Origin of the sequence: Gordonia sp. SID5947 (genome assembly GCF_009862785.1) — a bacterium.
Taxonomy (GTDB): Bacteria; Actinomycetota; Actinomycetes; order Mycobacteriales; family Mycobacteriaceae; genus Gordonia.
In genome coordinates this window covers 4,643,161-4,669,485 of record NZ_WWHU01000001.1, presented here as the reverse complement: position 1 = coordinate 4,669,485, position 26,325 = coordinate 4,643,161, and the positions used below count along the sequence as shown (strand labels likewise).

Here is a 26,325-nt window from a genome sequence, read left to right as displayed (position 1 = left end):
GGTCAGACTTTGGAGTTGCCCATGTCGATCTGGAACTCGGCACCCGTGACCGCCTTGGCGCCGTCCGACGACAGATACAGCACGGCATCGGAGATCTCGTCCAGCGATGCCACCGGGTGATGGTCGAGGACGGAGGTCAGATGCGGTGTCACCCAAGGCATACCGAAGATCCGGTGGGCCTCGGTGTCGGCGAGCCCCATCGGTGTGTCGACCGCATAGGGATGGACGCTGTTGACCCGGATCCGATGCTGTCCGAGCTCCTTGGCGGCCGTCTGGGTCAGACCGCGCAGCCCGAACTTCGAGGCCGAGTACGACGCCTGCAGCGGCATGGCCTTCAGCCCGGCGACGGAGCTGATCACGACGATGGAGCCCCCGTTTCCGGCCTCGAGCATCGCCGGGATGGTGGCCTTGAGGGTCTTCCATGTCCCGACCAGGTTCACGTCGACGACGTCGGTGAACTGTTCCTCGGAGAGCTCCCACACGGCACCCCACGTGAGAATGCCCGCGTTGGCGATCACATGGTCGAGCCTGCCGAACTGTTCGACGCCGTCTGCGACCAACTCCTGCTGGAACGCGAGGTCGCGCGTATCACCCTGCCGGGCAAGGATTTTTCCGCCCGCTTCCTCGACGAGACGGATCGTCTCGGCGAAATCGTCGGCGGTCGCCGACGGATAGGTGGCGTGATCGGCCACCGGTCCGGCGATGTCGAGACCGATGATCGCCGCACCCTCGCGGGCGAATCGCAGCGCATGGTTTCGCCCCTGTCCGCGGGCGATTCCGGTGATGTAGACGACCTTGCCGTCGAATTGGCCCATCCGCCGAGTCCTCATTCTCTCGTCCTGGTCACCCGGGGCGGTCGTCTCGTCTCCGTCCGCCCGGCGTCGGAGAAACGCGAACACCCGCCACGGGTGAACTGTGTCGCAAAAACTGTAACACGTTCTACTTTGTGGCGGGTGTTCGTGATACGAGAGATCAGCTGTCGCCGAAGGTGCGTTCGAAATCCTCCGGGATGATCAGGTCGTCGCGCGAGAGCTCCTGAACGCTCTTGTGCCCCAGACCCATGACCACACCGTCGAGGCCCATCCGGAGCAGGTCCAGCACATTCTCCACACCGGCCTGACCGTTGGCCGCCAGCCCCCAGAGGTATGCGCGACCGATCATGACCGCCCGCGCACCGAGGGCCAGCGCCTTCGCCACGTCGCTGCCGCGGCGGACTCCGCCGTCGAGCAGCACATCGACCTGCGTACCGACCTGATCCGCGATCGGCCCGAGCAGCCGGATCGTCGCCGGGGTGCCGTCCAGGTTGTTGCCGCCGTGGTTGGAGACGGAGATCGCCGAGGCACCGATGTCGACGGCCCGTTTTGCGTCGTCGACGCGGGTGATGCCCTTGACCATGAACGGGCCGTCCCACTGCTCACGCAGCCACTGCAGGTCCTCCCAGGTGGGCGGCGGAGTGTTCATCCACTGCCCGTAGGCACCGAAGAAGGTCGGACCCGGCACACCCTTGGGAGTGAGGTTCGGTGCGGTGAGATCGGGGATCTCGACCTTTCCACCACGCACCCAGTCGAGCGCATAACGCGGCTTGACCGCGATCTCGGGCGCCAGCTTGAGCAACGCCTGGAAGTCGACCTTCTCCGGGATCTCGGGACTGCCCCAGTCGCGACCGATGTTGAACACCCAGTCGGTGGTGACGATGAGTCCCTTGGCGCCGGCCTCCTTGGCACGCTGTGCGCGCGCGAGGATCTCGTCGCGGGTGCCGAGCCAATAGAGCTGGAAGAAGACCTTGTCGTTGACCGCCGTGACCTCTTCCACCGCGTGGGACGCGAAGCTCGAGAGTCCCATCGCGGTCCCCCGGGCGGCCGCCGCGCGCGCCACCGCGACCTCACCGTCCGGATCGACGGCCTGCACGCCGGTCGGCGAGATCATCACCGGGAAAGAGAGTTCCTGACCCATCACCGAGGTCGACAACTCACGATCGGCCTGCGCGCCGACGACGTGCGGCGCGAAACCGAGCTCGGAGAACGCATCGACGTTGTCGCTCAGCGTGATACCGGCCTGCGTGCCGGCGACCAGGGACGAGTACACCGACTTCGGCAATCGCTTCTTGGCGCGACGCTGCGCCTCATGGACGGTTTCGAACCACGGATTGCGGGCCCAGGGATTGGCCATTGTCTTTCCTACCTACTTCATTGGGTGATGGCAGCACGGATCACCCGCGGATCGGGCATCTCGGCACTGCTGGATGGATCAGAGTGTGAAGCCCGCGAGGGGGTTCTCATCACAGCTCTTCGACGGCGGGGCCCCGACCGGCAGCAGGTCGCCGTCGGCCTGACGGGTCATCAATGTCAGTGGGGTTCCGCGCGAATGATCTTTGTTCGCAGTCGGTTTGGTGCGCTCACCGGCGAGCAGCTGCTCGCCGTAGCCCTGCACGCACTCCGGGTCGGGCCCGGCCAGGGGCAGGCCGGTGAAGAACTTCGCCGCCATGCAGCCGCCGCGGCACGCGTCGAAATGTGCGCACTTGGTGCAGGCACCGGCGTTCTGCGGTTCCCGCAGTTCGGTGAACAGATCCGAATGCTGCCAGATCTCCTGGAAACCACCGTCGGAGAGGATGTTGCCGGCGAGGAAGTTCTCGTGGATCGCGAACGGGCAGGCGTACACGTCGCCGACGGGATCGATCAGGCACACCACACGTCCGGCACCGCACAGGTTCAGGCCCGGCAGCGCGCCGCCGCCGTCGACCCCACCGAATGCGGAGAGATGGAAGAACGAATCGCCCGTGAGAACTCCGTCGCCGTGTGCGACGAGCCAGTTGTAGAGTTCGCGCTGCTGTTCGGGCAGCGGGTGGAGGTCGTCCCACACATCGGCGCCACGCCCCGACGGGCGCAGTCGGGTGATACGCAGGGTCGCGTTGTACCGGTCCGCCAGGGCCTTGAACTCATCGAGCTGCTCGATGTTCTGCCGGGTCATCACCACACTGATCTTCGCGTCGGCGAACCCGGCCTCGTGCAGGTTCTCCAGCGCGCGCACCGCCATGTCGAAGGAGCCAGGTCCGCGAACCGCGTCGTTGACCTCTGCGGTGGCGCCGTCCAGGGAGATCTGCACATCGACGTAATCGGATGCGGCCAATCGTTCCGCCACCGCCTTGTCGATACGTAATCCATTGGTGGAGAACTTGACTCCCACCTGATGGCTGGTCGCGTAGTCGACGAGCTCCCAGAAGTCGGGCCGCACGGTCGGTTCGCCACCACCGATGTTGACGTAGAAGACCTGCATACGCTGCAGTTCGTCGATGATCGCCTTGCATTGCTCGGTGGAGAGTTCGCGCGGATCACGCTTCCCCGACGACGACAGGCAGTGCACACAGGCCAGGTTGCATGCGTAGGTGAGTTCCCAGGTCAGGCAGATCGGGGCATCGAGGCCCTTCTCGAACTGGTCGACCAGCCGTCCCACCTTGGGGGTCTTCGGGGCGGGTGGCGCAGGTGCGACGAGATCCGTTGCGCTGGGCGGACGTTCCAATGTGGTCATCGGTGGTGACTCCTCAGGGCTGGGCGAGGCGGGACAGTGCTCATACGGCGGGCTCAGGCGGCGGGGCGAGGGATGATCATGCCCGAGTCGGCGAGCGCACCGAGCGCCTGCACGTAGAGCGGACGATCGGACTCGCCGATACCTGCGGCGGCCAACGCGTCCGAGGCGCTGGGATGGTCGCCCAGCGAGGACACGATGTCCACGACCGTCAGGTTCTTCAGGAACGAGAGCTTGCGGGTGCCGAAGTGGTAGAGCAGGGCGCCGAACGGCTCGGGTCGCAGCGCGACCTTGGGATTGAGAGCCCACGCCCCACCGGAATCGAATTGCGGTGCCGGGCCGGCGCCGGCGGTCGCGTCGACGCGACCGCCGGACACCGGTGCAGATGTCGGGGTCGACATCAGTAGACCCCGCACATCCCGTCGATCGACACCTCTTCGACGAGGGACTCGCCCACGAGCTCGGTGTCCTGAGTCGACGTGACTGACTGATCGGCCATGATCCAACCTCCAATTTCTGCCGGTAGTGATGCGGATCACCGCATACTATAATGGCACTCGGTGCATAAAAACAGCCCCTGGCCAAAAACTGACAAGACGGGCAGGTGACCAATGACCCCATCGGAGGCGGAGGCGGTGCAGCCACTCGTGCGTACCGCGCACGCCGGCCGCCGGCCGGTCACCTCGCGCGCCCAGATCAGTGCCGTCGCGATCGACCTGTTCACCGACAAGGGTTTCGAAGAGACCAGCGTCGACGACGTCGCCGACGCGGTCGGCATCGCGCGCCGCACACTGTTCCGCTACTACCCGTCGAAGAACGCGATCGCGTGGGGTGATTTCGATGCACACCTCGCCGAGATGCGCGCCCTCCTCGCCGACATCCCCGACGATCTGTCGGTGGCCGAGGCACTCCGGCGCGCCCTCGTCTCGTTCAACGAGGTACCCGACACCGAACTCGCCGCCCATCGTCGACGGATGTCGCTCCTCCTCGGAGTGCCCGCGCTCCAAGCACACTCGATGATCATGTACGCGGAGTGGCGTCAGGTGATCGCCGATTTCTGCGCACACCGCCTCGACCTGGGCGAGCACGATCACCTTCCCCAGACGATCGCCTGGATGTGCCTCGGCACCGCACTCGCCGCCTATGAGCAGTGGCTCGCCCTTCCGGGCTCCGACCTCGAAGCCCTCATCGTGGCCGGCACACGTACTCTGTCGCAGGGAGTCGGCGCGCTGTCGTGATCGGCTCCGCATGCGTTATCCTGGGACTAGAACGTGTTCTAATTTTGGTTCGGCACGGTAACCACGGACGCCCGTCCGGACGTACGGCCAGACACGGAGAGGTGGCGAGATGACCGAGTTGACACCGCATGGGTCGCGCAGTGTGATCCTCACGGTCGCCGAGGTCATCGACGAGACCGCGGAGGCCCGATCGGTCGTCTTCGAACTCCCCGACACCCTCACGGACTCCTTCACCGACTACAAGCCGGGTCAGTTCCTCACGCTGCGGATACCGAGTGATCAGACCGGTTCGGTGGCGCGGTGCTACTCGCTCGCGTCCGCCCCCGGCACCGACAAGCTCCCGAAGGTCACCGTCAAGCGGACGGTCGACGGTTACGGGTCCAACTGGGTGTGCGACAACCTCACCGCCGGCACGCAGATCGAGGTCCTGCCACCGTCGGGCGTCTTCACCCCCCGGGAACTCGACACCGACCTCCTCCTCATCGCGGCAGGCAGCGGCGTCACCCCGGTGATGTCGATCCTGAAATCGGCACTGCACAGCGGGACCGCACGGGTCACGTTCTTCTATGCCAACCGTGGTGTCGACGACGTGATCTTCGCCGACGAGCTGCGCGACCTGCAACAGACACATGCCGACCGGCTCACGGTCATCCATTGGCTGGAGTCCCTCCAGGGTCTGCCCACCCACGAGGTCCTGGCCACCACCTTCCGCCCGTACGCAGACCACGCGGCCTACATGTGCGGCCCCGGCCCGTTCATGGATGCCGTCCACAAAGGCCTTGCGGGCGCCGGGTTCCCGCATCACAACGTGCACACCGAGGTCTACAACTCGCTGTCCGGCGACCCGTTTGCCGACGTCGAACTCGACGAGGTCAGCGAGGCCGAGGACGCGGAGGCGGCCACAGTCGAGGTGGGACTCGACGGCGAGACGCACAGTCTGAGGTGGCCCCGGAAGAGGTCGCTGGTGGACATCATGCTGGCGGCCGGTCTCGATGCCCCCTACTCCTGCCAAGAAGGTGAATGCGGCTCGTGCGCCTGCACCCTCACCGAGGGTACGGTCGAGATGGGCAACACGGGGGCACTCGATCCGGAGGACATCGCCGACGGTTACATCCTCGGATGCCAGGCGCACCCGACCTCGGACTCGCTGAAGATCGAGTTCTGATTCCTGCGCGCGAGAACTCCGACGACAAGGACTGACGATGAATCCCGAACGACTGGCACGCGGCCTCGCCGGAATGCTGTTGACCATCGGCACACTGCATTTCGTCGCGCCGAAGCCCTTCGACGAGATCATCCCGAAAGAGATACCCGCCGATCCACGGACCCTCACGTATGCGTCGGGTGTCGCCGAGGTCGCCATCGGCGCCGGTCTGCTGGCACCGCGCACACGACGCGCATCCGCCGCACTCGCCGCTGCGCTCTTCGTCGCGGTCTACCCGGCGAACATCAACATGGTGCGACTGTGGAAAGACAAGCCGGCCGCGATGAAAGCAGTCGCGATCGGACGGCTGCCGCTGCAGTTCCCGATGATCTGGGCGGCCGCGAAGGTGTTCCGCTCCACGCCGAGGAGCAGCTAGACCTCCGCACGCGGTGCTGCGACCTCGATGTGCGGCGATACGCGCTCAACGCAGTGACCGCAAGTACGTCCGCTCGCCGGGGTCGAGATGCTCCGTCGCGTAACTCAGTGCCGTGCGGCCCATTTCAGCCGCGTGGACACCCAGGTAGTCGGTCAGCAAGCCACGATCCACACGTTTCCCCAGTTCCCGCAGCATCCATCCGGTGGCCTTCTGGATCAGATCACGTCGATCGTCGAGCACCACCGGCACCACAGCGAGCGTTGCGTCGGCGATCCCGTGCTTGAGGAACGCGAACGTCCCGACGATGCCGGCCCGTCGAAGCCATAGGTCGGGCTGTACGGCCAGTTCGACCAGTGGCCGATGGTCCCCACGCCCGACCAGCCATTCGCCGAGGATCGGATCCGCCGACGAATCGATGAGATCCCAGTTGTCCACCCGGCCCTCGTGCAGGGCTCCGAGATAGAGCTCGATCCACTCGGCCTGCGTGGTGCCGGACGAAGCGCGCTCGTACTCCGCACGGAGCAGGAACAGCGCGAGCAGACGATGTTCGTGAACCGGCGAACCGAGCAACTCCCGGACCACCGCCGGCCGCACGTCCCGAAATCGCTTGGCCACCTTACGCAACGACGGTACGGTGACACCGACGAAGACATCACCTTCGCCGTACTCGCCCGGCCCCGTCTTGAAGAACCGCGCCGAATTCGCCGCTCGCGCCGGGTCCGCCACCTCCGCGACCGCGGCCACGATCTCCGATGCCGAGAACGCGGCGACCACTGTCAGCCGATGACGTCGGCGATCGGGGTGCGCGTGAGGAGTTTCGGCCGTGTCTTCATGACCGCGCCGACCTTGCCCGCCCCGACCACGCCGGTGAGGATGCCGTCGCGACTGTAGTAGGCCAAGAACTTCCGTCCGTCGTCGTCCACCAGGTGGACCTCGTCGGTCGATTCCGGACGGCCCAGAACCTGGATCTTGAGATCGAACTGATCGCTCCAGAAATAGGCCGGTGTCGCGGGGATCATCGCGTCCGTCTTGGCGATCCGGTGCGCGACGACACTCGCCTGTTCGACGGTGTGCGTCCAGTGCTCGACCCGCCTGGTACCGCCGTCCTCGGTCCGCCAGTTGGCCACATCACCGAGGGCGTAGACGTCGGGCGCCGACGTCGCGCCGTGTTCGTCACAGGCGATACCGCCACCGACCTCGCGGGGGGCGACCTCGATTCCCGAACCGTCGAGATAGTCGACGACCGGGGACGAGCCGATCCCGACCACCACCACGTCGGCGTCGACCTCGGTGCCGTCGGACAGACGCACCCCGCGGACCCGGAAACCGTCGGACAGCACCTCGTCCACCCCGATACCGGTGCGGACGTCGACGCCGTTGGCGGTGTGCAGACGCGCGACCAAGGTGCCGATCTCAGGCCCCAGCGCGGCGACGAGCGGTGTCGGTGCCGGTTCGACCAGTGTCACCGTCAAACCGCGCAGGTGAAGACTCGCAGCGACCTCGCAACCGATGAAACCGGCGCCCACCACGACCGCACGCGTCGCACCGTCGAGTTCGCCGCGCAGGGTGAGGGCGTCGTCGATGCTCCGCAGCACGTGGACACCGGGCACGTCGTCGCAACCAGGCAGTGACCGGGGGCGCAGTCCGGTGGCGAGGACCAAGGTCTCGTACGCAACGGTCTCGCTGTGCGCGGGATCGTCGATGCGCTCGACGGTGACGGTGTGATCGTCCGGGGCGATCGCACTGACCCGCTCCCCGACCCGCAGGTCGATCGACGAATCGCCGAAGAACTCGGCGGGCTTCAGGTCGACGCGGTCGTCCTTGCCGAGCAACACCGACTTCGACAACGGCGGGCGATCATACGGTGGATGGGGCTCGGCCCCGATCAATGTGATCGTTCCGGCATAGCCGTTGGCGCGCAGGCTCTCGGCGACGCGGATACCACCCAAACCCGCTCCCACCACGACCACACCCGCGGTTGACCCACTCATCTGCGTCCTCCCATGACGTCGTCACATCGGTGCCCACGAGGTGCACACCGGCCCCGCGGTATCGGGAACACGCGGTGGCCGGCGGCGCTGGGCCGCCCGGGGATGCGCTGACGCACCCCTCTCATCGGGTGACATCGCCGACCATCTCGAGGTCCGCGAGCCGCCAATTCCCCCGACATTACGCATAGTGGCCCACCGAGCGGTAGAGGTGTGCTCACCTTCGGTGCTGTCGGGGCGGGCCAGGCCGGGCAACGTCACGGTCTGGTCGGTGAACACGATCATCTGGGCCTGGTCCGCGGCGTACGCGTTGACTCCGACACCGACCACCCGGACCGACATCGAGGCTCCGGCCGTCACCGCACCCGGCAACACCACATCGGGCCCCTCGCTCCGGTACTGCAGGAGCAACGAACCCGTCAGGTGCGCGGCCACCCCGTCGCGGTCCGGCGGTGTGGACCCGGGCCCGAACGTCATCAACGCCGTGACCGCCTCGCTCGTCGCGGCCTGCACGGTGTCGCGCTGGGCCTCGTCGGGAACCGGACGCGAGCGCTCGGCAGCCACAAATCCCGTGATCGCCACCACCGTCGCGATCAGCGCGATCGCCACGGCCACACCGAACCAGCGCCGACCACGCCGGGTGAGCTGCAACCCGCCGGTCATCTCTGGCCCGCCTGACTCATCAGCCACCCGGCCGGGGTGCGCGTCATCGTGATCTCGATGGTCACGCGACGATCGCCCCGGTCCCCACCGACCAGCGTCGGATCGGTGGCTTCGGCGACCATGAGCACGCGCGCCTGTGCGCCGACATCATCGGAGGACGGATCCGTGATCAGGCCCGCGGACACGACCTGCCCGGTACTCGGCTGGTCCTGCCTCCCGATCTCGGCAGCAAGGGCATCGCGCGACGCGGCGAGCCGATCGTGTTGCTCCCCGGTGGTCACCGCCAACGCCCGGTCGACATAACCGCCGGGATCCCGGGGATCTGCGGTCAGCAGTGCGGTCACGGCCGACCGTGATCCGTCGAGCGCATCGGTAGCGGCATCGGCGCGCTCGGACGCGGATCGGTTGTGCACGGCGAACACCACGATCCCCGCGGCCAGGAACACCGCGACAACGCCGGCAGCGATGGCCACGACCACAATACGTCTCGATCGTCGACGGGCCCGATCGCGCAGCGGGCCGGCCGCCGCGATGCGCGCCAGACGCGCACTGCGTGTCGCGTCGACGACCCGCTGCCGCGCCCGCTCCACGCGCTCGGCATCGACCTCACTCACGAGACCACCTCCACGCGGGTCAGCAGCCAGCGTTCCCCGAGCTTGTCGAATCGCGCTGTGACCGAGACATTCTCGGTGATCGGGACGCCACCGGGTCCGCCACCCGCCGCGGCGACGGGCGTTGTCACGATCTCGGCGCGGATCAGCACGTCCCCGTGCTCGGGACCGGCGTCGACGATGCCGACGACCTCCGGCGTCCACACGATGCTGCGGGCACCATCGGAGGGAGGACGGGTCAACTCGGTGGCGTATCGCGCGGCGAACTCTCCCCCGACCAGCCCCCGCGCCCGGTTCCGATCGGCCTGCCATGTCGCGCCGTCGACCGAGAAGACCTGCGCCACCACCTTTCCGGCGTCCCGTCGCAGCTCATCGCGGCTCGTCGCGGTGGCGGAGTCGGCCGAAGAGATCCGCCATTGCCAGGCCAGTACGGCGATCAGGACGACCAGCACGACCACGATCGAGCCGACGGCGAGGATCGCCGACCTCACCGAGAGGATCCGGGTGCCACTGCGTGGGCGCACGGTACGGGGCGGGTGCGCGGCTCGGGATCGGGTCATGGGATGTACTGCACCGCCGAGAGCTTCAACTGTCCGTCGTCAGGCGCGACCAGCACGCGAAGCCGGAACTGCCGGACCGCAGGCTTCCGTCCCGCCGGCGTGTCGCCCGCGAACTCGACCGTCGCCGCCACCAGGACCGCCGCCTCGTCGCCGGACCGGCCGGATACGCCTGCGCCGTCGACGTCTCCCCGCGCCACCGTCCCCTGACTCTGGACGAATCGGCTGTATCCATCGGCCGATTGGGCGAACTCGTCGTAGAACGCACCGGTCGCACCGTCGAGGATGCGCCGCGCCTGATCGGGCCGTCGATGATCGGCACTGAGCAGGAGGGAGACCCGCGCCACCGCGGCGCGCTGGAAATCGCTGTCGGAATACGACCGCGCCGCGCGAACCCACATCGTCGTCCCGACGGCAGCCGCGACCACGGCGGCAACCGTGACGATCGTCATCAACCACCAGAGGCGCGACCGGCGCCGCACACCGGTCTCGATCTCGGCCGCCCGCAGCTCATCAACCGCCGAGCGCAACTCGGCACGCGCGGTCCGCTCGTCGTCGAGCAGACGGTCGCCGGCCATGCGTTGTTCCTCTCACCGATGACCCCGACACCACCGTCGGGCCGACTCCACCCTAACGGTGACGCCGGACACAGCCACCGGGGCCGCCGTGCGCCCGGCGGACTACCGCCGGCCCTCGCCGATACGCTGCGAATATGCCGCACGCTGATCGTGGTCGTAGTCCAAGAACATGCTGTCCAGCTTGGTCATTCGACGCGACATCCGCTTCATACGCTGCGGGATCGTCGCATTGGCGTGGACCCAGGCCATGGACCGGGGCGCTGTCACGCGAACCCGAGGCCGGGCGATGATCGACACGACCTCGGCCGCCACGTCCTCCGGATCGACCGGCCGGACGAGCGAGTTGGTCCGCAGGCCCGAGATCAGACCGGTTCTGGTGAAGGTCGGCAGCACGGTGCTGACGCGCACCCCGGTGGACGCCAACTCGGCGTCGAGCGCTTCCGAGAACTCGATGACAGCGGCTTTCGCGCCGTTGTAGATGGTCAGTCCGGGAGTCGGCAGACGGCCCGCGACCGACGCGATGTTGACGACCTGGCCGCGACCTCGTGCCACCATCCGGCGGGCGGCGAGCTGGGTGCCCGTCAGCACTCCGATGACGTCGATGTCGAAGGTGCGCCGGATGAGGGCCTCGTCGTAGGCCAGGAACTCCCCGACCGGCATGATCCCGGCGTTGTTGATCAGCACGTCGATCGGGCCGAGGGCGTCCTCGACACCGGTGAGGAAATCGTCGAACGACTTGCGGTCGGTGACATCGACCACGAATCCTTCGACACCGAGGTCGGCGGCCGACTTGCCCACCGCCTCCTCGTCCACATCGCCGAGGGCGACCACCGCACCCGCGTGGAACAGCTGTGTCGCCGTTTCGAATCCGATGCCGCGGGCACCGCCGGTGATGGCGATGACCTTGCCGCGCAGGGCGGCTCGGATCTGGTCGTGGTCAGGTGTACGGCTGAGACGGTCGCGCAGGGACATGACTGATCCTTTGGTGCTGAACGGGATTGACAAAAACAGAATCGAGCGACGGTCACCAGATCATCGGCGCCAGGAACTTGGTGGCCAGCGCCCGCACCTCGTCGGGTTCCTGGCGACTCTCGTCGGACGCCGGAACCTCGAGATAGGAGATCACCAGTCGAACGTGGAGTTCCACCGCCTTCAGCAGATCGTCGGCAGGCATCGTGGCGCCGGCGTCGCGCAGCGTGGCCGCCACCCGATCGGTCACCATGTCGATGAACAGGGCCGTCACCGATGCGGTGATGCCCTTCATCTCCGAGTCGGTCAGGACCAGACGACGCATCAGCGGATCGTCGGACACCATGACCGCACCCTCGGCGAAGGCCTCGACGAGCGCCTCGGAAGGACCGAGTCCCACCACCGCCTGCTCGAGACGGTGCATGCCGCGTTCGTACAGATCGTTGGCGACGGCGAGGAGCAACGTCTCCTTGTTGGGAAAGCGGCGATACAGCGTGCTCCTGCTGATGCCTGCCTGCGCCGCGACCTCGTCCATGTTCGCACGCCGGACCCCGACGGCGGCGAACTCCGCCCCCGCGGCTGCGAGAATCGCCTGTTCCTGGTCCTCTGGACTCGATGTGTTGCGCGTCTTCCGCGGCGCTCGTGTCGTCGTCATCGGCGTCGGATGTTCACCGGGAGCTTGTCTTTGGGCACCGGAAGGGAGCTGTAGTCCATCGGGACGGTGTAGCTGTCCGGTACCGACCACTCATAGTCGCGCACCAGATTGTGCAGGATCGTCTTGATCTCCATCTGGCCAAAATACAGGCCGATGCATTTGTGCACGCCGCCGCCGAACGGCATCCAGGCCATCCGGTGGCCCTTGTCCTCGGCACGGTCCGCCGAGAAGCGCTCGGGATCGAACATGTCCGGGTTGGTGAAGAACTCGGGGTCACGGTGATTCGTGAGATTGGGCACCGATACGAAACTCCCCGTGGGGACGTAGTACCCCTGAACCGAGGTGTCCTTCACGGCCATCCGGGGCTGCACGGGTACCGGCGGACACAACCGCAGGGATTCTTTCATCACGAGGTCGATGACCGAGAGCTTGCCGAGATCGTCATATCCGAGTTGCGGATTCAGCTCCATCGACTGCTCGCGCGCCTTCTCCTGCCACTCGGGCGCCTTCGCCATGCGGTAGGCCATCTGCGTCATGGTGATGGTCGAGGTGTCATGGGCGGCCATCAGCACGAAGATCATGTGGTTGACCACGTCCTCGTCGGTGAAGCTGTCGCCGTCGTCGCTCTCCGCGTGACAGAGCACCGAGAACAGGTCGGGCGTCTCTCGCGCCCGCTTGGCAGGGATGTTCGAGTAGAAGAACTCCTCGAGCACCTTCCGGGACCGGAGACCCCTCCACCACCGCCCGCCGGGAACGGGCCGGCGCACGTAGGCGGATCCCGCACGCACGGTGTCGATGAATGCCTTGTTGAGCTTGTCCGCATCACGCTTGGGCAACTCGACGCCGAGGAAGACCTCGAGGGCGACGTCGAGCGTCAGCTCCTTGAACTCGTCGAACAACTTCACGTCGCCGGTGGGGAACCGCGCGATCCGGTCCGCGATCATCGGCTGCATCTCCTGCATGTAACCCTTGAGCGCCGACGGCGTGAAAGCCTGCTGGAGGATGTGCCGATGGTGTCGGTGCTCGTCGAGATCCATCAGCATGATGCCGCGATTGAAGAAGGGACCGATGAGGTAGTTCCAGGCGGGGCCGTTCGCGAAGGCCCTCTCACGGTTCATCAGGATCTCGTCGGCCGCTCGGGGCCCCGCTGCGATCACCATCTGGATACCGAGTGCGTTGAGGCCCGACACCTGCCCGAACCGGGCCAGCCGTTCGTCGCCGAACGCGAACGGATCACGGCGCATGGCCATCATCTCGAGAATCCCGTTGCGCTCCGCGCAGGGCACGTCGAGCATGTCGCTGCCGGCCGGGGCCTCGGCAATCACCGCCGGCCACCGGCTCGAGCCTGTGGAAGTCACGTCCACGCCTCCTCACACGCACTGATCAGGGGACGGCTGTGACCCCGATCGCATCTACGAACCATTGGAACAGATAATGGAAAATGTATCTAGTCCCGGCCACGAGGGACACCTCGGTCCGTCAACAGTGCGTGACACCGCACCAACCGGGCACGCCACCACTGGTCGCGGAGCTCATCGGCCATCGGCACCGTGTTCCGATCGACGGCGTGGCCGGGCCCGAACCAGCGCGTGCCGATGGATCCTCCGACGGGCAGGAAGGGCACACCCACATCCGCACCGAACAGCGCACCGGTGCCGAGCCCACACGCGTGGTCGAGGTCGGGCAGCGCGGCAGCCGCCGCGACCCCGGCGGCGATGCCGACCGCGGAATCGAGCGCAGACGACACCACGACCGGCAGGCCGATCGAATCCGCGATCTCGAGCGTCGCCCGCATCCCGCCCAGCGGCGCGACCTTGACGATGGCCACGTCGGCGGCCTCGGCGGCGACCACCCGGTACGGATCGGCTGCCTTCCGAATCGATTCGTCCGCGGCGATCGGGACATCGACGGCACGGCGCACGGCAGCGAGTTCTTCCACTGTCACGCATGGCTGTTCGATGTACTCGACGTCGCCGATCGCCCGGATCGCGCGGATCGCCTCGTCCACACTCCAGGCGCCGTTCGCGTCGACACGCACCCGCGCCACCCCCTCGCGGGCGGCGGCCACCCGCGCGACGTCGTCATCGAGGCCCTGGCCGGGTTCGGCAACCTTGACCTTCGCCGTCGACGCCCCCGGATAGCGTGCAAGGATCGCGGCGACCTCGTCCGCCGGGACCGCGGGAACCGTCGCGTTGACGGCGATCTCGCCACGTACCGGCGCGGGCGGCCCCTGGTACGCCGCTTCGATACCGGCTGCGAGCCATGACGACGCCTCGTCATCGTCGTACTCCACAAAGGGGCCGAACTCACCCCAGCCGGCGGGCCCCCGAAAGATCATCGTCTCGCGCACGGTGAGTCCGCGGAACCGCGTGCGCATCGGCAGACGCACCACCAGCGCGGTGGCGAGTAGTTCGGCCGTCGTGGGCAGCGTGTTTCTCGGCATCGCCGGTCCCTTCGCGCGAATCTGCTTGGAACAAATCTTTCACTTCGTTCCAAGCTGGGCTAGTCTCCATGCCATGTCAGTCAACCAGGACTACGAGCAGTCGATCCGTGAGGCCGCACCGGTCATCGTCGACGACGAGGCCGATGCGGCGGCGGCCTCGCCGCGACTGGGCGCCGATTCACTCGTGTGGAAGTTCTACGGCGACAGCCGGGGGATCCTCGGCTTCCAGCGCCTCGCCGGTACGGAGAACTGCATCGAGCAACTCGGCCAGGCGGTGCTCGACCACTCCGTCATCTTCGACGACTTCCTCGGCCGCGCGCGCCGGACCGGGCCGCCGGTGATGAAGACGGTCTACAGCACCGAGCCGCAGAAGTGGGGGCGCACAGTTCGCGACTTCCATCGAGAGATCAAGGGGGAGATCAGCGACGGATCGCGTTATCACGCACTCAATCCCGAGCTGTTCTATTGGGCGCACGCGACCTTCGTCGATCAGGTGCTCTACATCACCGACACCTTCATCCGCCGGCTGAGCTACGCAGAGAAGGTTCAGGTCTTCGAGGAGAGCAAGGTCTGGTATCAGCTGTACGGGGTCAGCGCGCGCAGTCAGCCACAGACCTACGAGGAGTTCCTCGCCTACTGGGACGACATGCTGAACCGGTTCGTCCCGCACAAGACGGTCGTCTACGCCACCGGCTACATCCGCCAGGGGCTGCCCCGGCCGAAGAAGATTCCCGCACCGGTGTGGAAGGTGCTGTCGGCCCCGCTGAACGCCTTCATCCGCACGGTGATCGTCGGCACGATCCCGCAGCAGATGCGTGATGTGTGCGACCTGGAGTGGGATGCCAAACGGGAGAAGCGCTTCCAGCGTTTCGCTGCGGCCATGCGGGCGGCGAACCCGCTGTTCAACCGGCTGCCGCTGAAGTGGCTCTACGTGCCATGGGCTTACCAGGCGTGGCGTGAGATCGGTGTGGACCCGCGGCCGTTGTACAACAAGAAGGGGTCGTCATAGGCCTGCTCTCCAGGTGATCGTAAGCGCGGCGCGCAAACGATGTCCCCGCCGAGCGCCCTGCTGATCGTGGGACCGATCCGCGCGAAATCCGCTGCCGCAGAGGACAACGGATAGACGTCGGCGATGAGGGCCAGCCAGTGATAGATCTGGCGGAGATCGTCGCTCGACAACGGCCCATTGACCCAATCGTCGTCGTTCCACGTTTCCCGTTGCCAGGCCTGCCACGGGTAGTCCGCGTCGACGGACGGGGACACCGAGACCAGACCCCGGACGATCACGTCGTTGCGGTCGGCTCCGGACTCCACTCGCCACCGGTCGACCACCTCGACGTATTGCGCGTAATCGTCGGACGTCCAGGTGCTCACGGGGAACCGCTTCCACCCCGCGCGCCGGACCGTCCTCGCAGCCTTTCCCTCCAGTACCTGGCTGGGATGCCGTGGGTCACCACCACCGGCGAAGTACAGGAACCACGTGAAGCCGGTGGGCCCGAGCCGCTCGATCACGTTGCCGCCGCGGTCTGGTTTGAGGAGTTCGAACGCCTTCGCCGGGTCTTCTCGGCTCGCCTGCGCGGCCTCGTGCAGGAGGCCGCCTATCCGGTCCCGGTCGGCTGCGACCGCGGCGATCCGACGCTTGGTGTCGCCCGGACGCCGACCCTGGCAGAAGGCCATGGTGTGCCACAGCAGGGTGATCGCATCATCCGGCGTCGACATCGCGGCAGCCGCCATGCCGAACAGCTCCGTGCGGCAGATCGTGTCGCCGAAGCGAATCTCGGGCAGACCGCGCTCGGCGAGATGGGCCGACCACCATGCACGGCCGACGGTCACGGTGTCGGCGAGCAGTTCGGCGGTGCGGTCGGCTGCGGCAAGCCATTCGATCAGGACGGGTGGTGCGGCGAGCTCGTGGGGAATCATGCTCATTAGGACGCAGACCGATGCCGCACGGTTCCTTCTCTTCTGGCCGCTATGTCGCCCTGAGGAATTCGCCTGCCGCCGAACCGAAGTCGACAGCGCGGTCCCGGTGCACGCTGTGCCCGGCGTCGATCATGGTGAAGCCGCCGTCGGGCAGCGTCTCGCTGAGCGAGCGGAGATGCTGCGGCGGAAGGAAGCTGCGTCGTCCCCCGGAGATCACGAGCGTGCGTGCGGTGACCGTCTGCAGTCGCGTCCACCAGTCGGGGTCGGCGACCTCGAACTGAGGCGAGACGGCGGTGGCCACGCGTCGGTCGAAACGGATGATCGGTACGGGATTTCGGACGGCCCAGCCCAGGCCGCGCACACGCTCGCCGAGAGACGCCGCGACGACGATGTTCTCGTCGAGGTCGTGCTGATCTCGTGGCATCGGCGGGATCTCCTCGAGGACGAGACGTCGCACCCGTCGGGGCTCGGCCATCGCCATCCGGAGCGCGGAGTGCGCGCCGAGCGAATGCGCCACCACGTCCGCCACACCGATGTCGAGTTCGTCGAGGACGAATCTCAGATCGTCGCGGAAATCGTCGAGCTGATAGGTCGGCGCGTGCGCGCTTCTGCCATGGCCGCGGAGATCGACGGCGACGACCGTTCTGTCCTCGCGACGAAGAGCGCGAGCGAAGGCTCGCCAGGTGGCGTGATCTCCTGCCATGCCGTGTACCAGCAGCACCGGCGGACGGTCGCGGTCGACCCCGGCGATCCGCACGTTCAGTGCGAGGTCCCCGGAAGACGTCGGTCGATGCAGCACGCGCATGTCATCGAGGGTAATCAGCGGTGGTGTCGGTGCGATCGCCGGTCTCGCCTGCGGTTCAGTCGCGAAACCAGCCGCTCTTCTTCGCACGCATGACCATGTCCTGCCAGTAGCCCCACTGATGGGTGCCGAGAGCCGGATAGTCCGTCGTGATCGGGACTCCGGCGATCGCCGCGCCCACCTCGAAGGTGCGGGTCTGCGCGAGCGATATCACCTCGATCGGTGTGCCCTTGATGGATCCGATCGCATCGGTGTTGTACCTCCCCCACACCCCCGACGCCGCACCGACCCGGATGTGCATCCCGCGCATCCGGGGAATCTGGACGACAGCGTCGTTGCGCACCCACCGTTCGTTCCATGGCAGCCCCCACATGCTGTCGGCACTGAACGGTCCCACGCCGGCGGCCATTCCGGCGTCGATGAGGGTCAGTCGCACCGCTTCCCGCATGGTCGGCGCAGACAGGTTGAGGAAGCCGGACATCGAGAAGACATGGGAGACCCGCTTCCGGTGGTACGCCCCGTAGATCATCGCCGCGTTGCCGCCCATCGAGATGCCCATGAACGCGTACTTTCCCCGCGGACCGACCGCGAGACCTCGCGCATCGAGTTCCCTGACGATGGTGTTCAGCCGACATGTCCAGCGATAGCGGTACTTGATCTTGTTTCCCGGACTCGCGGCATTCCAATCGGTGTAGAAGCTCGCCAGTCCGCCGACCGGCTCCACCACGTTCACGCCGCCCTCGGCGATCCGCTGAATCCGCGTCTCATGGCGCCAGCCACTCTTGTCCCCGGTCGCGCGGAGACCGTCGAGCGCGATCACCGTCTTGTAGTTGCCCCACCGCGTCCACATGTCCACCGGCGTCGAGGGCATGCCGCAGCCCGACACGTAGAAGCGACCGAAGGAGGCTGCGTTCGCAGTACCCGCGCCGGCGACGCCCGTCCCGATGGCCGCGGCCAGCGCGAGCAGGAGCACGAGACAACGTCGCCGCGCGACGGCAAAGCGCCCACGGTCGGAGAGAACTGGCACCGCTGCACCGTAATTCGTCGCCGCCGCCGACCGCCACGGTTGTGACCACAGATCCGACACATTGCAACCACCGTGTTACCAAAGTGACGCGTGTGATTCAGTCGGATGGCCGGACGGGTGGAGAAAACGAAAGGCGCCCGGTCACTTTCGTGACCGGGCGCCTTCGGCTGCTCGTCTGGATCAGCAGTTCGTCTGGATCAACATCACTTGTTGATCTTGGTGACGCGGCCTGCACCGACGGTGCGGCCACCCTCGCGGATCGCGAAGCGCAGGCCCTCGTCCATGGCGACCGGCTGGATGAGCTTGACGCTCATCTCGGTGTTGTCGCCCGGCATGACCATCTCGGTGCCCTCGGGGAGGGTCACGACGCCGGTCACGTCCGTGGTACGGAAGTAGAACTGCGGACGGTAGTTGTTGAAGAACGGGGTGTGACGACCACCCTCGTCCTTGCTCAGGATGTAGGCCTGGCCCTCGAACTCCGTGTGCGGAGTCGTGGTGCCCGGCTTCACGATGACCTGACCGCGCTCGACGTCCTCACGCTTGAGGCCGCGGAGCAGCAGACCGGCGTTGTCGCCCGCCTGCGCCGAATCGAGGAGCTTGTGGAACATCTCGATACCGGTGACGGTGGTCTTGGTGGACTTCTCGCGGATGCCGACGATCTCGACTTCCTCGTTCACGTTGACCTCGCCGCGCTCCACACGACCGGTGACCACGGTGCCGCGGCCGGTGATGGTGAAGACGTCCTCGACGGGCATCAGGAACGGCTTCTCGGTCTCGCGGACCGGGTCCGGGATCGACTCGTCGACCGCGGCCATGAGCTCCTCGACGGACTTGACCCACTCGGCGTCGCCCTCGAGCGCCTTGAGCGCCGAGACCTTGACGACCGGAGCTTCCTCGTCGAACTCCTGGGCGGCCAGCAGTTCGCGGACCTCCATCTCGACGAGCTCGATGATCTCGTCGTCGTCGACCATGTCGGCCTTGTTCAGGGCGACGAGGATGTAGGGCACACCGACCTGGCGGGCCAGCAGCACGTGCTCACGGGTCTGCGGCATCGGACCGTCGGTGGCCGCGACAACGAGAATCGCGCCGTCCATCTGGGCCGCACCGGTGATCATGTTCTTGATGTAGTCAGCGTGACCGGGGGCGTCAACGTGTGCGTAGTGACGCTTGTCGGTCTCGTACTCCACGTGCGAGATGTTGATCGTGATACCACGAGCCTTCTCTTCCGGAGCCTTGTCGATCTGATCGAACGCGAAGCTCTGGTTGAGATCCGGGTACTTGTCGTGCAGCACCTTGGTGATGGCCGCGGTCAGCGTGGTCTTGCCGTGGTCGACGTGACCGATGGTGCCGATGTTCACGTGCGGCTTGGTCCGCTCGAACTTCGCCTTCGCCACTTGATTGTCCTCCTGGACTGTTGTTGCTCTGTTGGGTGGATCCCAACAGCTGTTTTCGGTTACTTACGTTGTTGCGCCGCAGCGCTTGTCGCGGGGCGACCGACTACTCGCCGGTTGCCTTCGCGATGATCTCCTTCGACACGTTCGCGGGAACTTCCGCGTAGGAGTCGAACACCATGGAGTAGTTTGCCCGGCCCTGGGTCTTCGACCGAAGGTCTCCGATGTAGCCGAACATCTCCGACAGCGGAACCTGTGCCTTCACGACACGGGCACCACTGCGCTCCTCCATGGCCTGGATCTGGCCACGGCGGGAGTTCAGGTCGCCGATCACGTCACCCATGTAGTCCTCCGGAGTCGTGACCTCGACGGCCATGATCGGCTCCAGGATGACCGGGCTCGCCATCCGCGCGGCCTCCTTGAGGGCCTGCGAACCGGCGATCTTGAAGGCCATCTCCGAGGAGTCGACGTCGTGGTACTGACCGTCGAGCAGGGTGACCTTCAAGTTGACCAGCGGGTAACCGGCGAGCACGCCGTACTGCATCGCGTCCTGCGCGCCGGCATCCACCGACGGGATGTACTCACGCGGGACACGACCACCGGTGACAGCATTGTCGAACTCGTAGGTGGCGCCGTCCTCGGCGTCCACGAGCGGCTCGAGCTTGATGATGACCTTGGCGAACTGCCCCGAGCCACCCGTCTGCTTCTTGTGGGTGAACTCGTGCTTGTCGACGGTCTTGCGGATGGTCTCGCGGTACGCGACCTGCGGCTTGCCGACATTGGCCTCGACCTTGAACTCCCGCTTCATGCGGTCGACCAGGACGTCGAGGTGCAGCTCGCCCATACCGCCGATGACGGTCTGGCCGGTCTCGTCGTTGAGGGACACCGTGAAGGTCGGGTCCTCTTCGGCGAGCTTCTGGATCGCGGTGCCGAGCTTCTCCTGGTCGGACTTGGTCTTCGGCTCGATCGAGACGTTGATGACCGGGTCCGGGAAGCTCATCGACTCGAGCACGATCGGTGCATTCGAATCGCACAGGGTGTCACCGGTCGTGGTGTCCTTCAGACCGATCATCGCGTAGATGTGACCGGCCCAGGCCTCGTCGACCGGGTTCTCCTTGTTGGCATGCATCTGGAAGAGCTTGCCGATGCGCTCCTTCTTGCCCTTGGTGGCGTTGAGCACCTGGGTGCCCGGCGTCACGTGGCCGGAGTACACGCGGACGAAGGTCAGCTTGCCGAAGAACGGGTGCGCCGCGATCTTGAACGCGAGAGCCGAGAACGGCTCCTCCGAGGACGGCTTGCGCGAGAGGACCTCTTCCTCGTTGCCAACGGCGTGGCCCTCGACCGAGGGGACGTCGAGCGGCGACGGCAGGTAGTCGATCACTGCGTCCAGCATCGGCTGGACACCCTTGTTCTTGAACGCAGAACCGCACAGCACGGGGTACAGCTCCCGCGTGACGGTCAGCTTCCGGATGGCGGCCTTGATCTCGTCGACGGTGAGTTCCTCGCCACCGAAGTACTTCTCCATGAGCTCTTCGTCACTCTCGGCGACGGTCTCGAGAAGCTGCTCGCGGTACTCGGCAACCTTGTCGACGAGATCGGCGGGGATCTCCTCGATCGTCGGCTCTGCGCCGATCGCGACGGTGCCGCGCCAGGTGATCGCCTTCTGCTCGATCAGGTCGACGACGCCGTCGAAGTTGTCCTCGGCACCGATCGGGAGCTGCAGGACCAACGGCTTCGCGCCGAGGCGGTCCTTGATCGTCTGCACGGTGAAGTAGAAGTCCGCACCGAGCTTGTCCATTTTGTTGACGAAGCAGATACGAGGAACCTCGTACTTCTCCGCCTGACGCCAGACCTGCTCCGACTGCGGCTCGACGCCTTCCTTGCCGTCGAAGACGGCAACGGCGCCGTCGAGGACACGCAGGCTGCGCTCGACCTCGACGGTGAAGTCGACGTGACCGGGGGTGTCGATGATGTTGATCTGGTTGTTGTTCCAGAAGCACGTCACCGCGGCGGAGGTGATGGTGATCCCCCGCTCCTTCTCCTGCTCCATCCAGTCGGTGGTCGAGGCACCGTCGTGGGTTTCACCGATCTTGTAGTTCACACCGGTGTAGAAGAGGATTCGCTCGGTGGTGGTGGTCTTGCCGGCATCGATGTGGGCCATGATGCCGATGTTGCGAACCTTGTTCAGGTCGCTGAGCACTTCCTGTGCCACTTGGTTTCCCTTCGGGAATTGCTGTTGAACAAAGACTGTGCGCTCCGCGTGACCGGAATCCGGTTCACGCGGAGCACGTTCTCACCAGCGGTAGTGCGCGAACGCCCGGTTGGCCTCGGCCATCTTGTGGGTGTCCTCACGACGCTTGACCGAAGCGCCGAGACCGTTGCTGGCGTCGAGCAGCTCGTTGGCGAGACGCTCGACCATGGTCTTCTCGCGACGCTGACGGCTGAAGGTCACCAGCCACCGCAGTGCGAGGGTGTTCGCGCGGCCCGGCTTGACCTCGATCGGCACCTGGTAGGTGGCGCCACCGACGCGGCGGCTCTTCACCTCGAGGGTCGGCTTCACGTTGTCGAGTGCGCGCTTGAGGGTGACGACGGGATCGGTACCGGTCTTCTCGCGAGCCTGCTCGAGCGCCTGGTAGACGATGCGCTCGGCGGTCGACTTCTTGCCGTCCAGCAGGATCTTGTTGACCAGCTGGGTGACCAGGGGCGAACCGTAGACCGGGTCGTTGATCAGGGGGCGCTTGGGTGCGGGTCCTTTACGTGGCATGACTTATCAGTTCCCCTTCTTCGCGCCGTAACGGCTACGGGCCTGCTTACGGTCCTTGACACCCTGGGTGTCGAGCGAGCCGCGGATGACCTTGTAGCGAACACCCGGGAGGTCCTTCACACGACCACCGCGGACGAGCACCATCGAGTGCTCCTGAAGGTTGTGACCCTCACCCGGGATGTAAGCGGTGACCTCGACGGAGCTGGTCAGGCGCACACGGGCGACCTTTCGCAGCGCGGAGTTCGGCTTCTTCGGGGTGGTGGTGTAGACGCGGGTGCACACGCCACGACGCTGCGGGCTCCCCTTGAGGGCCGCGGTCTTGGTCTTCGCGGCCTTGTCGTGACGGCCCTTGCGGACCAGCTGATTGATGGTTGGCACTAGGTGTTTCTTCCTTTGTCGGCAGTCCCCGCCTGCGTCTCGTCGACGCTGTCGGCAGGCTTGTAGTTGTCGTGTCGCGGTTTGTGCTCCGGGCAAGCACGGGGGTCGGAAATCCGGCCCGTGGCTTCCACAACTCGCCCCACCAGCCCATACGCGCTGGTCAGTACATTATCGCTACCCCGATGTCGGGCGTGTCGTACACTCGACGGCGGTCTCGCTTGTCAGGCCGCGAGCTCCCGGTTACCGGGCATGCGGACTGGCCCAGCATGTGCCGGGCACCGGCGATCCACTCTACCGATCGAGTTTGCACAGGTCAAAAAACGGATTCACCCATATCGACGACCGACCAACAGATGGTGAACCACCGGTGACCTCTCTGGTTGCTCAACGATCATCCTCGGGTCTTTGTTCCGCATCCTGCCGCTCGACCAGGGCCGCCGACTCCTCGTCGTCCCAGAGCTCGAGGGTCTGCACCACCCAGAAGGTGGCGAACTCGGCGAGCAGGGCCACCTCGACCCAGAAGACCCACGACTGGCTCGCCGAGTGGACGCAGATGATGCCCAGGAGCGTCAGCGCCATCACCGCAGCGATGACGGCGTAGGCCCACGGGTACCAGGAGTGCACGTCATCGGCCCCACGATCGGCCAGTGCGGCAAGGCCGTTGAAGAACACGACGAGGATGAGCCCGATGAACATCGACACGGCGGCCACATCGTGGGTCGAGCCCGGGATCCAGGTCCAGTGACCGGACAGACGCACGAGGACGAGGATCACCGCGAGCACCCCGAGGCCCCGCGCGACGATGCCCGCCCACGTCCGGTGCGGTGACGAGGCGTACCCCCGCAACCTGCCGAAGACGAACCACAGGACGAGCCCGGCGGCGGTGGCCGCGAATGCCGCCCACACGTTCCACCGCACCCAGTCGGGGCTGGTGAAACCGGGCGGTGGCGAGCCGACCGGTGTCGGGATGAAGGCGACGAGAAACGCGAGAAACCCTGCGTAGTTCAGGAGGACGTCCTCGACCTCCGACCGGCCCTTGTACGCCATGAGCATCGCTCCCGTCGCGCACAGCGCGCCGATGAAGACCGCGTGGACCGACGTGTAGTAGTACCTGCTGATCGACGACTCGATCCGGCCTGCCTCGATGCTGTCGACGGCGATCGCCACCCCGAGCATCAGGACCAGCGAGACCAGCCCCACCCGGATGTTGCGGTAGGTGTCGATGGTGTCGCCTCGACGTCGCGGCTCCACGTGCTCGTCGGCGAATCTCCTGATCCTCTCGACTCCGGATTCGACGATCCTCGTGTCGAAGATGCTCATGCCGAAGCCCCTTTGCCGTCCGCGGGATCACCGAGACCGATGCCATCCATTGGATACGGATCTGCGACGACCCGAGCGGGTTTCGCCATTTCACCCACTCGAGGTGCAGAACGGCTCGGGCCGGCCCAGGAGTTCAGGGCCGGCCCGAGCCGGAGCAGGTCGCCCGCCTAAGCGGCTAGGGCGTGTTCCACCACGTGACGACGGACGGCCACGCCTTGGGGTTGGACGTCTGATATCCGATGTAGGCGCCGATCGCCGCACCGATCGCCGCACCGGGAACGGTCCAGATGAGGAACCCGATCAGGCCACCGATCAACGTGTACAGGGGCGTGTTCCCCTTCCAGCCCGCGTTCAGTTCCCGCCACATCATGTCGTAGCGCTGCTGCTTGCTGATCCGCTTCGCGCGCGGTTTGGCCGTCTGCTTCCGAGTTGCGTCGGTCGCCGCGGCGTCGAGGACGGACCGGTATCCGGCGCTCACCACGGGCGTGAAGGTCGCCGTGCTGCGATCGACGCTGACCGACCAGCGCAGTGGCACGCGGAAGCCGTCCATCGTGCCGACCAGTGGCATGACGTCCACGACCTGGCCGTCGACGTTGCGGACCTGCAATTCGGTACCGGCCGCAGCGGGCGAGAACACGCCGTCGCGCAAGGTCGCGACGACGCTGCGGCCATCCGCCGCATAGCCGGCGGAGACGAACGGAGTGGCCGTCGCCCGGGTCGGCGCGGCATGCGCATTGGCCGACGGGATGACGAGGGCGACCGCGGTGAACGCGGCGATCGCCAGGAGAACACGGTGAATGTGCTTCATTTACCCCAACTTCGATGTGAACCGTGACTGCCCTCAGGCGAGATGCTGAGAGACGGCTGAACATTAGCCCGGCAGTCGGACAAAACCGCATCGAAGGTGTGGCACGTGCGCCAGATCACCCCCGCTGTCGACCGATGAGACGACAGCGACGAACGCCCGTCGGAGCCAACGTCATTCGGACGACTGGGGCAGTTTCACCTTTCCGGCACCACGCTTCGCGGGATTCGACGGCGGCGGCACGACCGGGCCGATGTCGCCGTCGGGCGCGTCGTCGAGATCGACGATGACCGGTGCGTGGTCACTGGGTTTGCTGCCCTTCCGCGCCTGCCGGTCGATCCACGCCGACGCGACACGATCGGCGACCGGTCCACCCGCGAGAATCAGGTCGATCCGCATCCCCAGATCCTTGTGGAACATCCCCGCCCGGTAATCCCAGTAACTGAAGACCCGGTCGTCGGGCCACCGGTCACGGACCACATCACGCACACCCAGCGCGTCGAGATCGGCCAGCGCCCGTCGCTCCGGCCCGGTCACGTGCGTGTGCCCCGCGTAGGCGGCCGGATCGAACACATCGGCATCGGTCGGCGCGATGTTCATGTCGCCGCAGAGCATCGTGTTGTCGGCGCCGGCCGGACCCGAGGCGGCGGCGACACTGTCGCGCAGGCGCGCCAGCCATTCGAGTTTGTAGTGGTAGTGATCCGAGTCGGGCACCCGGCCGTTCGGAACGTACAGCGAGTACACCCGGACTCCGCCACAGGTCGCGGAGACCGCACGCGCCTCGGTCGGTGAATCCGCGTCGGGGAATCCGGGTACGCCGTCGAAACCCGATCGGACATCGTCGAGGCCGACCCGCGACAGGATCGCGACACCGTTCCACTGACCTTGCCCCACATGGGCGATCTGGTAGCCACGTTCGGCGAGGTCCGCGCCCAGCACGTCGTGGAACGCGTCGTCGGACAGCTTGGTCTCCTGAAGACACACCACGTCGGGTGTCCGCTGATCGAGCCAGGGCAGAAATCGCGGAATCCGCTGCTTCACCGAGTTCACGTTCCAGGTCGCCACACGCATGCGGTCAACCGTAGTCGCGCTGCTCGAACCGACGGGTCGCCCG

29 protein-coding genes are annotated in these 26,325 nt (G+C 66.2%); 4 read left to right on the top strand and 25 right to left on the bottom strand.

Features of this window, described 5'->3' with window-relative positions:
• Positions 1–2: 2 nt before the first annotated feature.
• The 5 genes from GTV32_RS21460 to mftA form a co-directional block, all read right to left on the bottom strand.
• Positions 3–815, bottom strand: a complete 813-nt coding sequence (locus GTV32_RS21460) for a mycofactocin-coupled SDR family oxidoreductase (protein ID WP_161062039.1) — start codon at positions 813–815, stop codon at positions 3–5.
• Positions 816–972: 157 nt separating this feature from the next.
• Positions 973–2,169 (bottom strand): pre-mycofactocin synthase MftD, encoded by a 1,197-nt coding sequence (gene mftD, locus GTV32_RS21455; protein WP_161062038.1) that lies wholly within the window; start codon positions 2,167–2,169, stop codon positions 973–975.
• 78 nt (positions 2,170–2,247) lie between these two features.
• A complete protein-coding gene (gene mftC, locus GTV32_RS21450) occupies positions 2,248–3,525 on the bottom strand; it encodes a mycofactocin radical SAM maturase (protein ID WP_161062037.1) in 1,278 nt (425 codons plus the stop codon).
• Positions 3,526–3,578: 53 nt separating this feature from the next.
• A complete protein-coding gene (gene mftB, locus GTV32_RS21445; RefSeq protein ID WP_161062036.1) occupies positions 3,579–3,923 on the bottom strand; it encodes a mycofactocin biosynthesis chaperone MftB in 345 nt (114 codons plus the stop codon).
• Positions 3,923–4,021 (bottom strand): mycofactocin precursor MftA, encoded by a 99-nt coding sequence (mftA, locus tag GTV32_RS21440; protein ID WP_161062035.1) that lies wholly within the window; start codon positions 4,019–4,021, stop codon positions 3,923–3,925. Before mftA ends, mftB begins: the two co-directional genes overlap by 1 nt.
• 112 nt (positions 4,022–4,133) lie before the next feature.
• Between mftA and mftR the strand changes: the two genes are divergently transcribed.
• From mftR to GTV32_RS21425, 3 genes are all read left to right on the top strand, one after another.
• Positions 4,134–4,760, top strand: a complete 627-nt coding sequence (gene mftR / locus GTV32_RS21435; RefSeq protein WP_161062034.1) for a mycofactocin system transcriptional regulator — start codon at positions 4,134–4,136, stop codon at positions 4,758–4,760.
• A 109-nt stretch (positions 4,761–4,869) separates the two neighbouring features.
• Positions 4,870–5,925, top strand: a complete 1,056-nt coding sequence (locus GTV32_RS21430) for a ferredoxin--NADP reductase (protein ID WP_161062033.1) — start codon at positions 4,870–4,872, stop codon at positions 5,923–5,925.
• 37 nt (positions 5,926–5,962) lie between these two features.
• The gene (locus GTV32_RS21425) at positions 5,963–6,340 is read left to right on the top strand and encodes a DoxX-like family protein (RefSeq protein ID WP_161062032.1); all 378 of its coding nucleotides are present in this window, start codon (positions 5,963–5,965) and stop codon (positions 6,338–6,340) included.
• A gap of 45 nt (positions 6,341–6,385) precedes the next feature.
• Here the strand turns inward: GTV32_RS21425 and GTV32_RS21420 are convergent, their stop codons facing one another.
• The 10 genes from GTV32_RS21420 to GTV32_RS21375 all read right to left on the bottom strand — a co-directional run bounded on the left by GTV32_RS21420 (position 6,386) and on the right by GTV32_RS21375 (position 14,804).
• The gene (locus GTV32_RS21420) at positions 6,386–7,114 is read right to left on the bottom strand and encodes a DNA alkylation repair protein (protein ID WP_161062031.1); all 729 of its coding nucleotides are present in this window, start codon (positions 7,112–7,114) and stop codon (positions 6,386–6,388) included.
• 2 nt (positions 7,115–7,116) lie between these two features.
• Positions 7,117–8,331: an FAD/NAD(P)-binding oxidoreductase gene (locus GTV32_RS21415; protein ID WP_161062030.1), complete on the bottom strand. Its 1,215-nt coding sequence runs from the start codon at positions 8,329–8,331 to the stop codon at positions 7,117–7,119.
• A gap of 21 nt (positions 8,332–8,352) precedes the next feature.
• A complete protein-coding gene (locus GTV32_RS21410) occupies positions 8,353–9,018 on the bottom strand; it encodes a hypothetical protein (RefSeq protein ID WP_161062029.1) in 666 nt (221 codons plus the stop codon).
• Positions 8,988–9,605 carry a hypothetical protein gene (locus GTV32_RS21405; RefSeq protein WP_161062028.1) on the bottom strand — a complete coding sequence of 206 codons (618 nt, stop codon included), beginning with the start codon at positions 9,603–9,605 and terminating at the stop codon, positions 8,988–8,990. Before GTV32_RS21405 ends, GTV32_RS21410 begins: the two co-directional genes overlap by 31 nt.
• The gene (locus GTV32_RS21400) at positions 9,602–10,162 is read right to left on the bottom strand and encodes a hypothetical protein (protein ID WP_161062027.1); all 561 of its coding nucleotides are present in this window, start codon (positions 10,160–10,162) and stop codon (positions 9,602–9,604) included. Before GTV32_RS21400 ends, GTV32_RS21405 begins: the two co-directional genes overlap by 4 nt.
• Entirely contained in the window at positions 10,159–10,737 is a 579-nt protein-coding gene (locus GTV32_RS21395; protein ID WP_161062026.1) for a hypothetical protein, read from the bottom strand. The genes GTV32_RS21400 and GTV32_RS21395 overlap by 4 nt, the downstream gene beginning before the upstream one ends.
• A gap of 102 nt (positions 10,738–10,839) precedes the next feature.
• A complete protein-coding gene (locus GTV32_RS21390) occupies positions 10,840–11,709 on the bottom strand; it encodes an SDR family oxidoreductase (protein WP_161062025.1) in 870 nt (289 codons plus the stop codon).
• Positions 11,710–11,761: 52 nt separating this feature from the next.
• Positions 11,762–12,361, bottom strand: coding sequence for a TetR/AcrR family transcriptional regulator (locus tag GTV32_RS21385; RefSeq protein WP_161062024.1), 600 nt, complete (start codon positions 12,359–12,361; stop codon positions 11,762–11,764).
• The gene (locus GTV32_RS21380) at positions 12,358–13,656 is read right to left on the bottom strand and encodes a cytochrome P450 (protein WP_161062687.1); all 1,299 of its coding nucleotides are present in this window, start codon (positions 13,654–13,656) and stop codon (positions 12,358–12,360) included. The genes GTV32_RS21385 and GTV32_RS21380 overlap by 4 nt, the downstream gene beginning before the upstream one ends.
• Before the next feature lie 152 nt (positions 13,657–13,808).
• A complete protein-coding gene (locus GTV32_RS21375; protein WP_161062023.1) occupies positions 13,809–14,804 on the bottom strand; it encodes an o-succinylbenzoate synthase in 996 nt (331 codons plus the stop codon).
• 73 nt (positions 14,805–14,877) lie between these two features.
• Here GTV32_RS21375 and GTV32_RS21370 point away from each other — a divergent pair, with 73 nt between their 5' ends.
• Positions 14,878–15,813, top strand: coding sequence for an oxygenase MpaB family protein (locus tag GTV32_RS21370; protein ID WP_161062022.1), 936 nt, complete (start codon positions 14,878–14,880; stop codon positions 15,811–15,813).
• Here GTV32_RS21370 and GTV32_RS21365 read toward each other — a convergent pair.
• The 10 genes from GTV32_RS21365 to GTV32_RS21320 form a co-directional block, all read right to left on the bottom strand.
• Positions 15,747–16,724 carry a hypothetical protein gene (locus GTV32_RS21365; RefSeq protein WP_161062021.1) on the bottom strand — a complete coding sequence of 326 codons (978 nt, stop codon included), beginning with the start codon at positions 16,722–16,724 and terminating at the stop codon, positions 15,747–15,749. The genes GTV32_RS21370 and GTV32_RS21365 overlap by 67 nt on opposite strands.
• 49 nt (positions 16,725–16,773) lie before the next feature.
• Positions 16,774–17,529 carry an alpha/beta hydrolase gene (locus GTV32_RS21360; protein WP_161062020.1) on the bottom strand — a complete coding sequence of 252 codons (756 nt, stop codon included), beginning with the start codon at positions 17,527–17,529 and terminating at the stop codon, positions 16,774–16,776.
• Positions 17,530–17,584: 55 nt separating this feature from the next.
• Positions 17,585–18,499, bottom strand: a complete 915-nt coding sequence (locus tag GTV32_RS21355; RefSeq protein WP_343287463.1) for an alpha/beta hydrolase family protein — start codon at positions 18,497–18,499, stop codon at positions 17,585–17,587.
• A gap of 257 nt (positions 18,500–18,756) precedes the next feature.
• Entirely contained in the window at positions 18,757–19,947 is a 1,191-nt protein-coding gene (gene tuf / locus GTV32_RS21350; protein ID WP_161062019.1) for an elongation factor Tu, read from the bottom strand.
• 103 nt (positions 19,948–20,050) lie between these two features.
• Complete coding sequence (gene fusA, locus GTV32_RS21345; protein ID WP_161062018.1) at positions 20,051–22,156, bottom strand: elongation factor G; 2,106 nt, start codon at positions 22,154–22,156, stop codon at positions 20,051–20,053.
• A gap of 81 nt (positions 22,157–22,237) precedes the next feature.
• Complete coding sequence (gene rpsG, locus GTV32_RS21340; RefSeq protein ID WP_161062017.1) at positions 22,238–22,708, bottom strand: 30S ribosomal protein S7; 471 nt, start codon at positions 22,706–22,708, stop codon at positions 22,238–22,240.
• A 6-nt stretch (positions 22,709–22,714) separates the two neighbouring features.
• Positions 22,715–23,086, bottom strand: a complete 372-nt coding sequence (gene rpsL / locus GTV32_RS21335; protein WP_007619326.1) for a 30S ribosomal protein S12 — start codon at positions 23,084–23,086, stop codon at positions 22,715–22,717.
• Positions 23,087–23,470: 384 nt separating this feature from the next.
• A complete protein-coding gene (locus GTV32_RS21330; protein WP_161062016.1) occupies positions 23,471–24,406 on the bottom strand; it encodes a hypothetical protein in 936 nt (311 codons plus the stop codon).
• A gap of 175 nt (positions 24,407–24,581) precedes the next feature.
• A complete protein-coding gene (locus GTV32_RS21325) occupies positions 24,582–25,214 on the bottom strand; it encodes a hypothetical protein (protein WP_161062015.1) in 633 nt (210 codons plus the stop codon).
• Positions 25,215–25,385: 171 nt separating this feature from the next.
• Positions 25,386–26,282: an exodeoxyribonuclease III gene (locus GTV32_RS21320; protein ID WP_161062014.1), complete on the bottom strand. Its 897-nt coding sequence runs from the start codon at positions 26,280–26,282 to the stop codon at positions 25,386–25,388.
• Positions 26,283–26,325: the final 43 nt, after the last annotated feature.

Bases quoted from the DNA above. Each gene is read 5' to 3' on its own strand.
- GTV32_RS21460 (WP_161062039.1), bottom strand. From the start codon at position 815: ATGGGCCAATTCGACGGCAAGGTCGTCTACATCACCGGAATCGCCCGC.
- mftD (WP_161062038.1), bottom strand. From the start codon at position 2,169: ATGGCCAATCCCTGGGCCCGCAATCCGTGGTTCGAAACCGTCCATGAG.
- mftC (WP_161062037.1), bottom strand. From the start codon at position 3,525: ATGACCACATTGGAACGTCCGCCCAGCGCAACGGATCTCGTCGCACCT.
- mftB (WP_161062036.1), bottom strand. From the start codon at position 3,923: ATGTCGACCCCGACATCTGCACCGGTGTCCGGCGGTCGCGTCGACGCG.
- mftA (WP_161062035.1), bottom strand. From the start codon at position 4,021: ATGGCCGATCAGTCAGTCACGTCGACTCAGGACACCGAGCTCGTGGGC.
- mftR (WP_161062034.1), top strand. From the start codon at position 4,134: ATGACCCCATCGGAGGCGGAGGCGGTGCAGCCACTCGTGCGTACCGCG.
- GTV32_RS21430 (WP_161062033.1), top strand. From the start codon at position 4,870: ATGACCGAGTTGACACCGCATGGGTCGCGCAGTGTGATCCTCACGGTC.
- GTV32_RS21425 (WP_161062032.1), top strand. From the start codon at position 5,963: ATGAATCCCGAACGACTGGCACGCGGCCTCGCCGGAATGCTGTTGACC.
- GTV32_RS21415 (WP_161062030.1), bottom strand. From the start codon at position 8,331: ATGAGTGGGTCAACCGCGGGTGTGGTCGTGGTGGGAGCGGGTTTGGGT.
- GTV32_RS21400 (WP_161062027.1), bottom strand. From the start codon at position 10,162: ATGACCCGATCCCGAGCCGCGCACCCGCCCCGTACCGTGCGCCCACGC.
- GTV32_RS21395 (WP_161062026.1), bottom strand. From the start codon at position 10,737: ATGGCCGGCGACCGTCTGCTCGACGACGAGCGGACCGCGCGTGCCGAG.
- GTV32_RS21390 (WP_161062025.1), bottom strand. From the start codon at position 11,709: ATGTCCCTGCGCGACCGTCTCAGCCGTACACCTGACCACGACCAGATC.
- GTV32_RS21385 (WP_161062024.1), bottom strand. From the start codon at position 12,361: ATGACGACGACACGAGCGCCGCGGAAGACGCGCAACACATCGAGTCCA.
- GTV32_RS21380 (WP_161062687.1), bottom strand. From the start codon at position 13,656: ATGCTCGACGTGCCCTGCGCGGAGCGCAACGGGATTCTCGAGATGATG.
- GTV32_RS21375 (WP_161062023.1), bottom strand. From the start codon at position 14,804: ATGCCGAGAAACACGCTGCCCACGACGGCCGAACTACTCGCCACCGCG.
- GTV32_RS21370 (WP_161062022.1), top strand. From the start codon at position 14,878: ATGTCAGTCAACCAGGACTACGAGCAGTCGATCCGTGAGGCCGCACCG.
- GTV32_RS21365 (WP_161062021.1), bottom strand. From the start codon at position 16,724: ATGATTCCCCACGAGCTCGCCGCACCACCCGTCCTGATCGAATGGCTT.
- GTV32_RS21360 (WP_161062020.1), bottom strand. From the start codon at position 17,529: ATGCGCGTGCTGCATCGACCGACGTCTTCCGGGGACCTCGCACTGAAC.
- rpsG (WP_161062017.1), bottom strand. From the start codon at position 22,708: ATGCCACGTAAAGGACCCGCACCCAAGCGCCCCCTGATCAACGACCCG.
- GTV32_RS21330 (WP_161062016.1), bottom strand. From the start codon at position 24,406: ATGAGCATCTTCGACACGAGGATCGTCGAATCCGGAGTCGAGAGGATC.
- GTV32_RS21325 (WP_161062015.1), bottom strand. From the start codon at position 25,214: ATGAAGCACATTCACCGTGTTCTCCTGGCGATCGCCGCGTTCACCGCG.
- GTV32_RS21320 (WP_161062014.1), bottom strand. From the start codon at position 26,282: ATGCGTGTGGCGACCTGGAACGTGAACTCGGTGAAGCAGCGGATTCCG.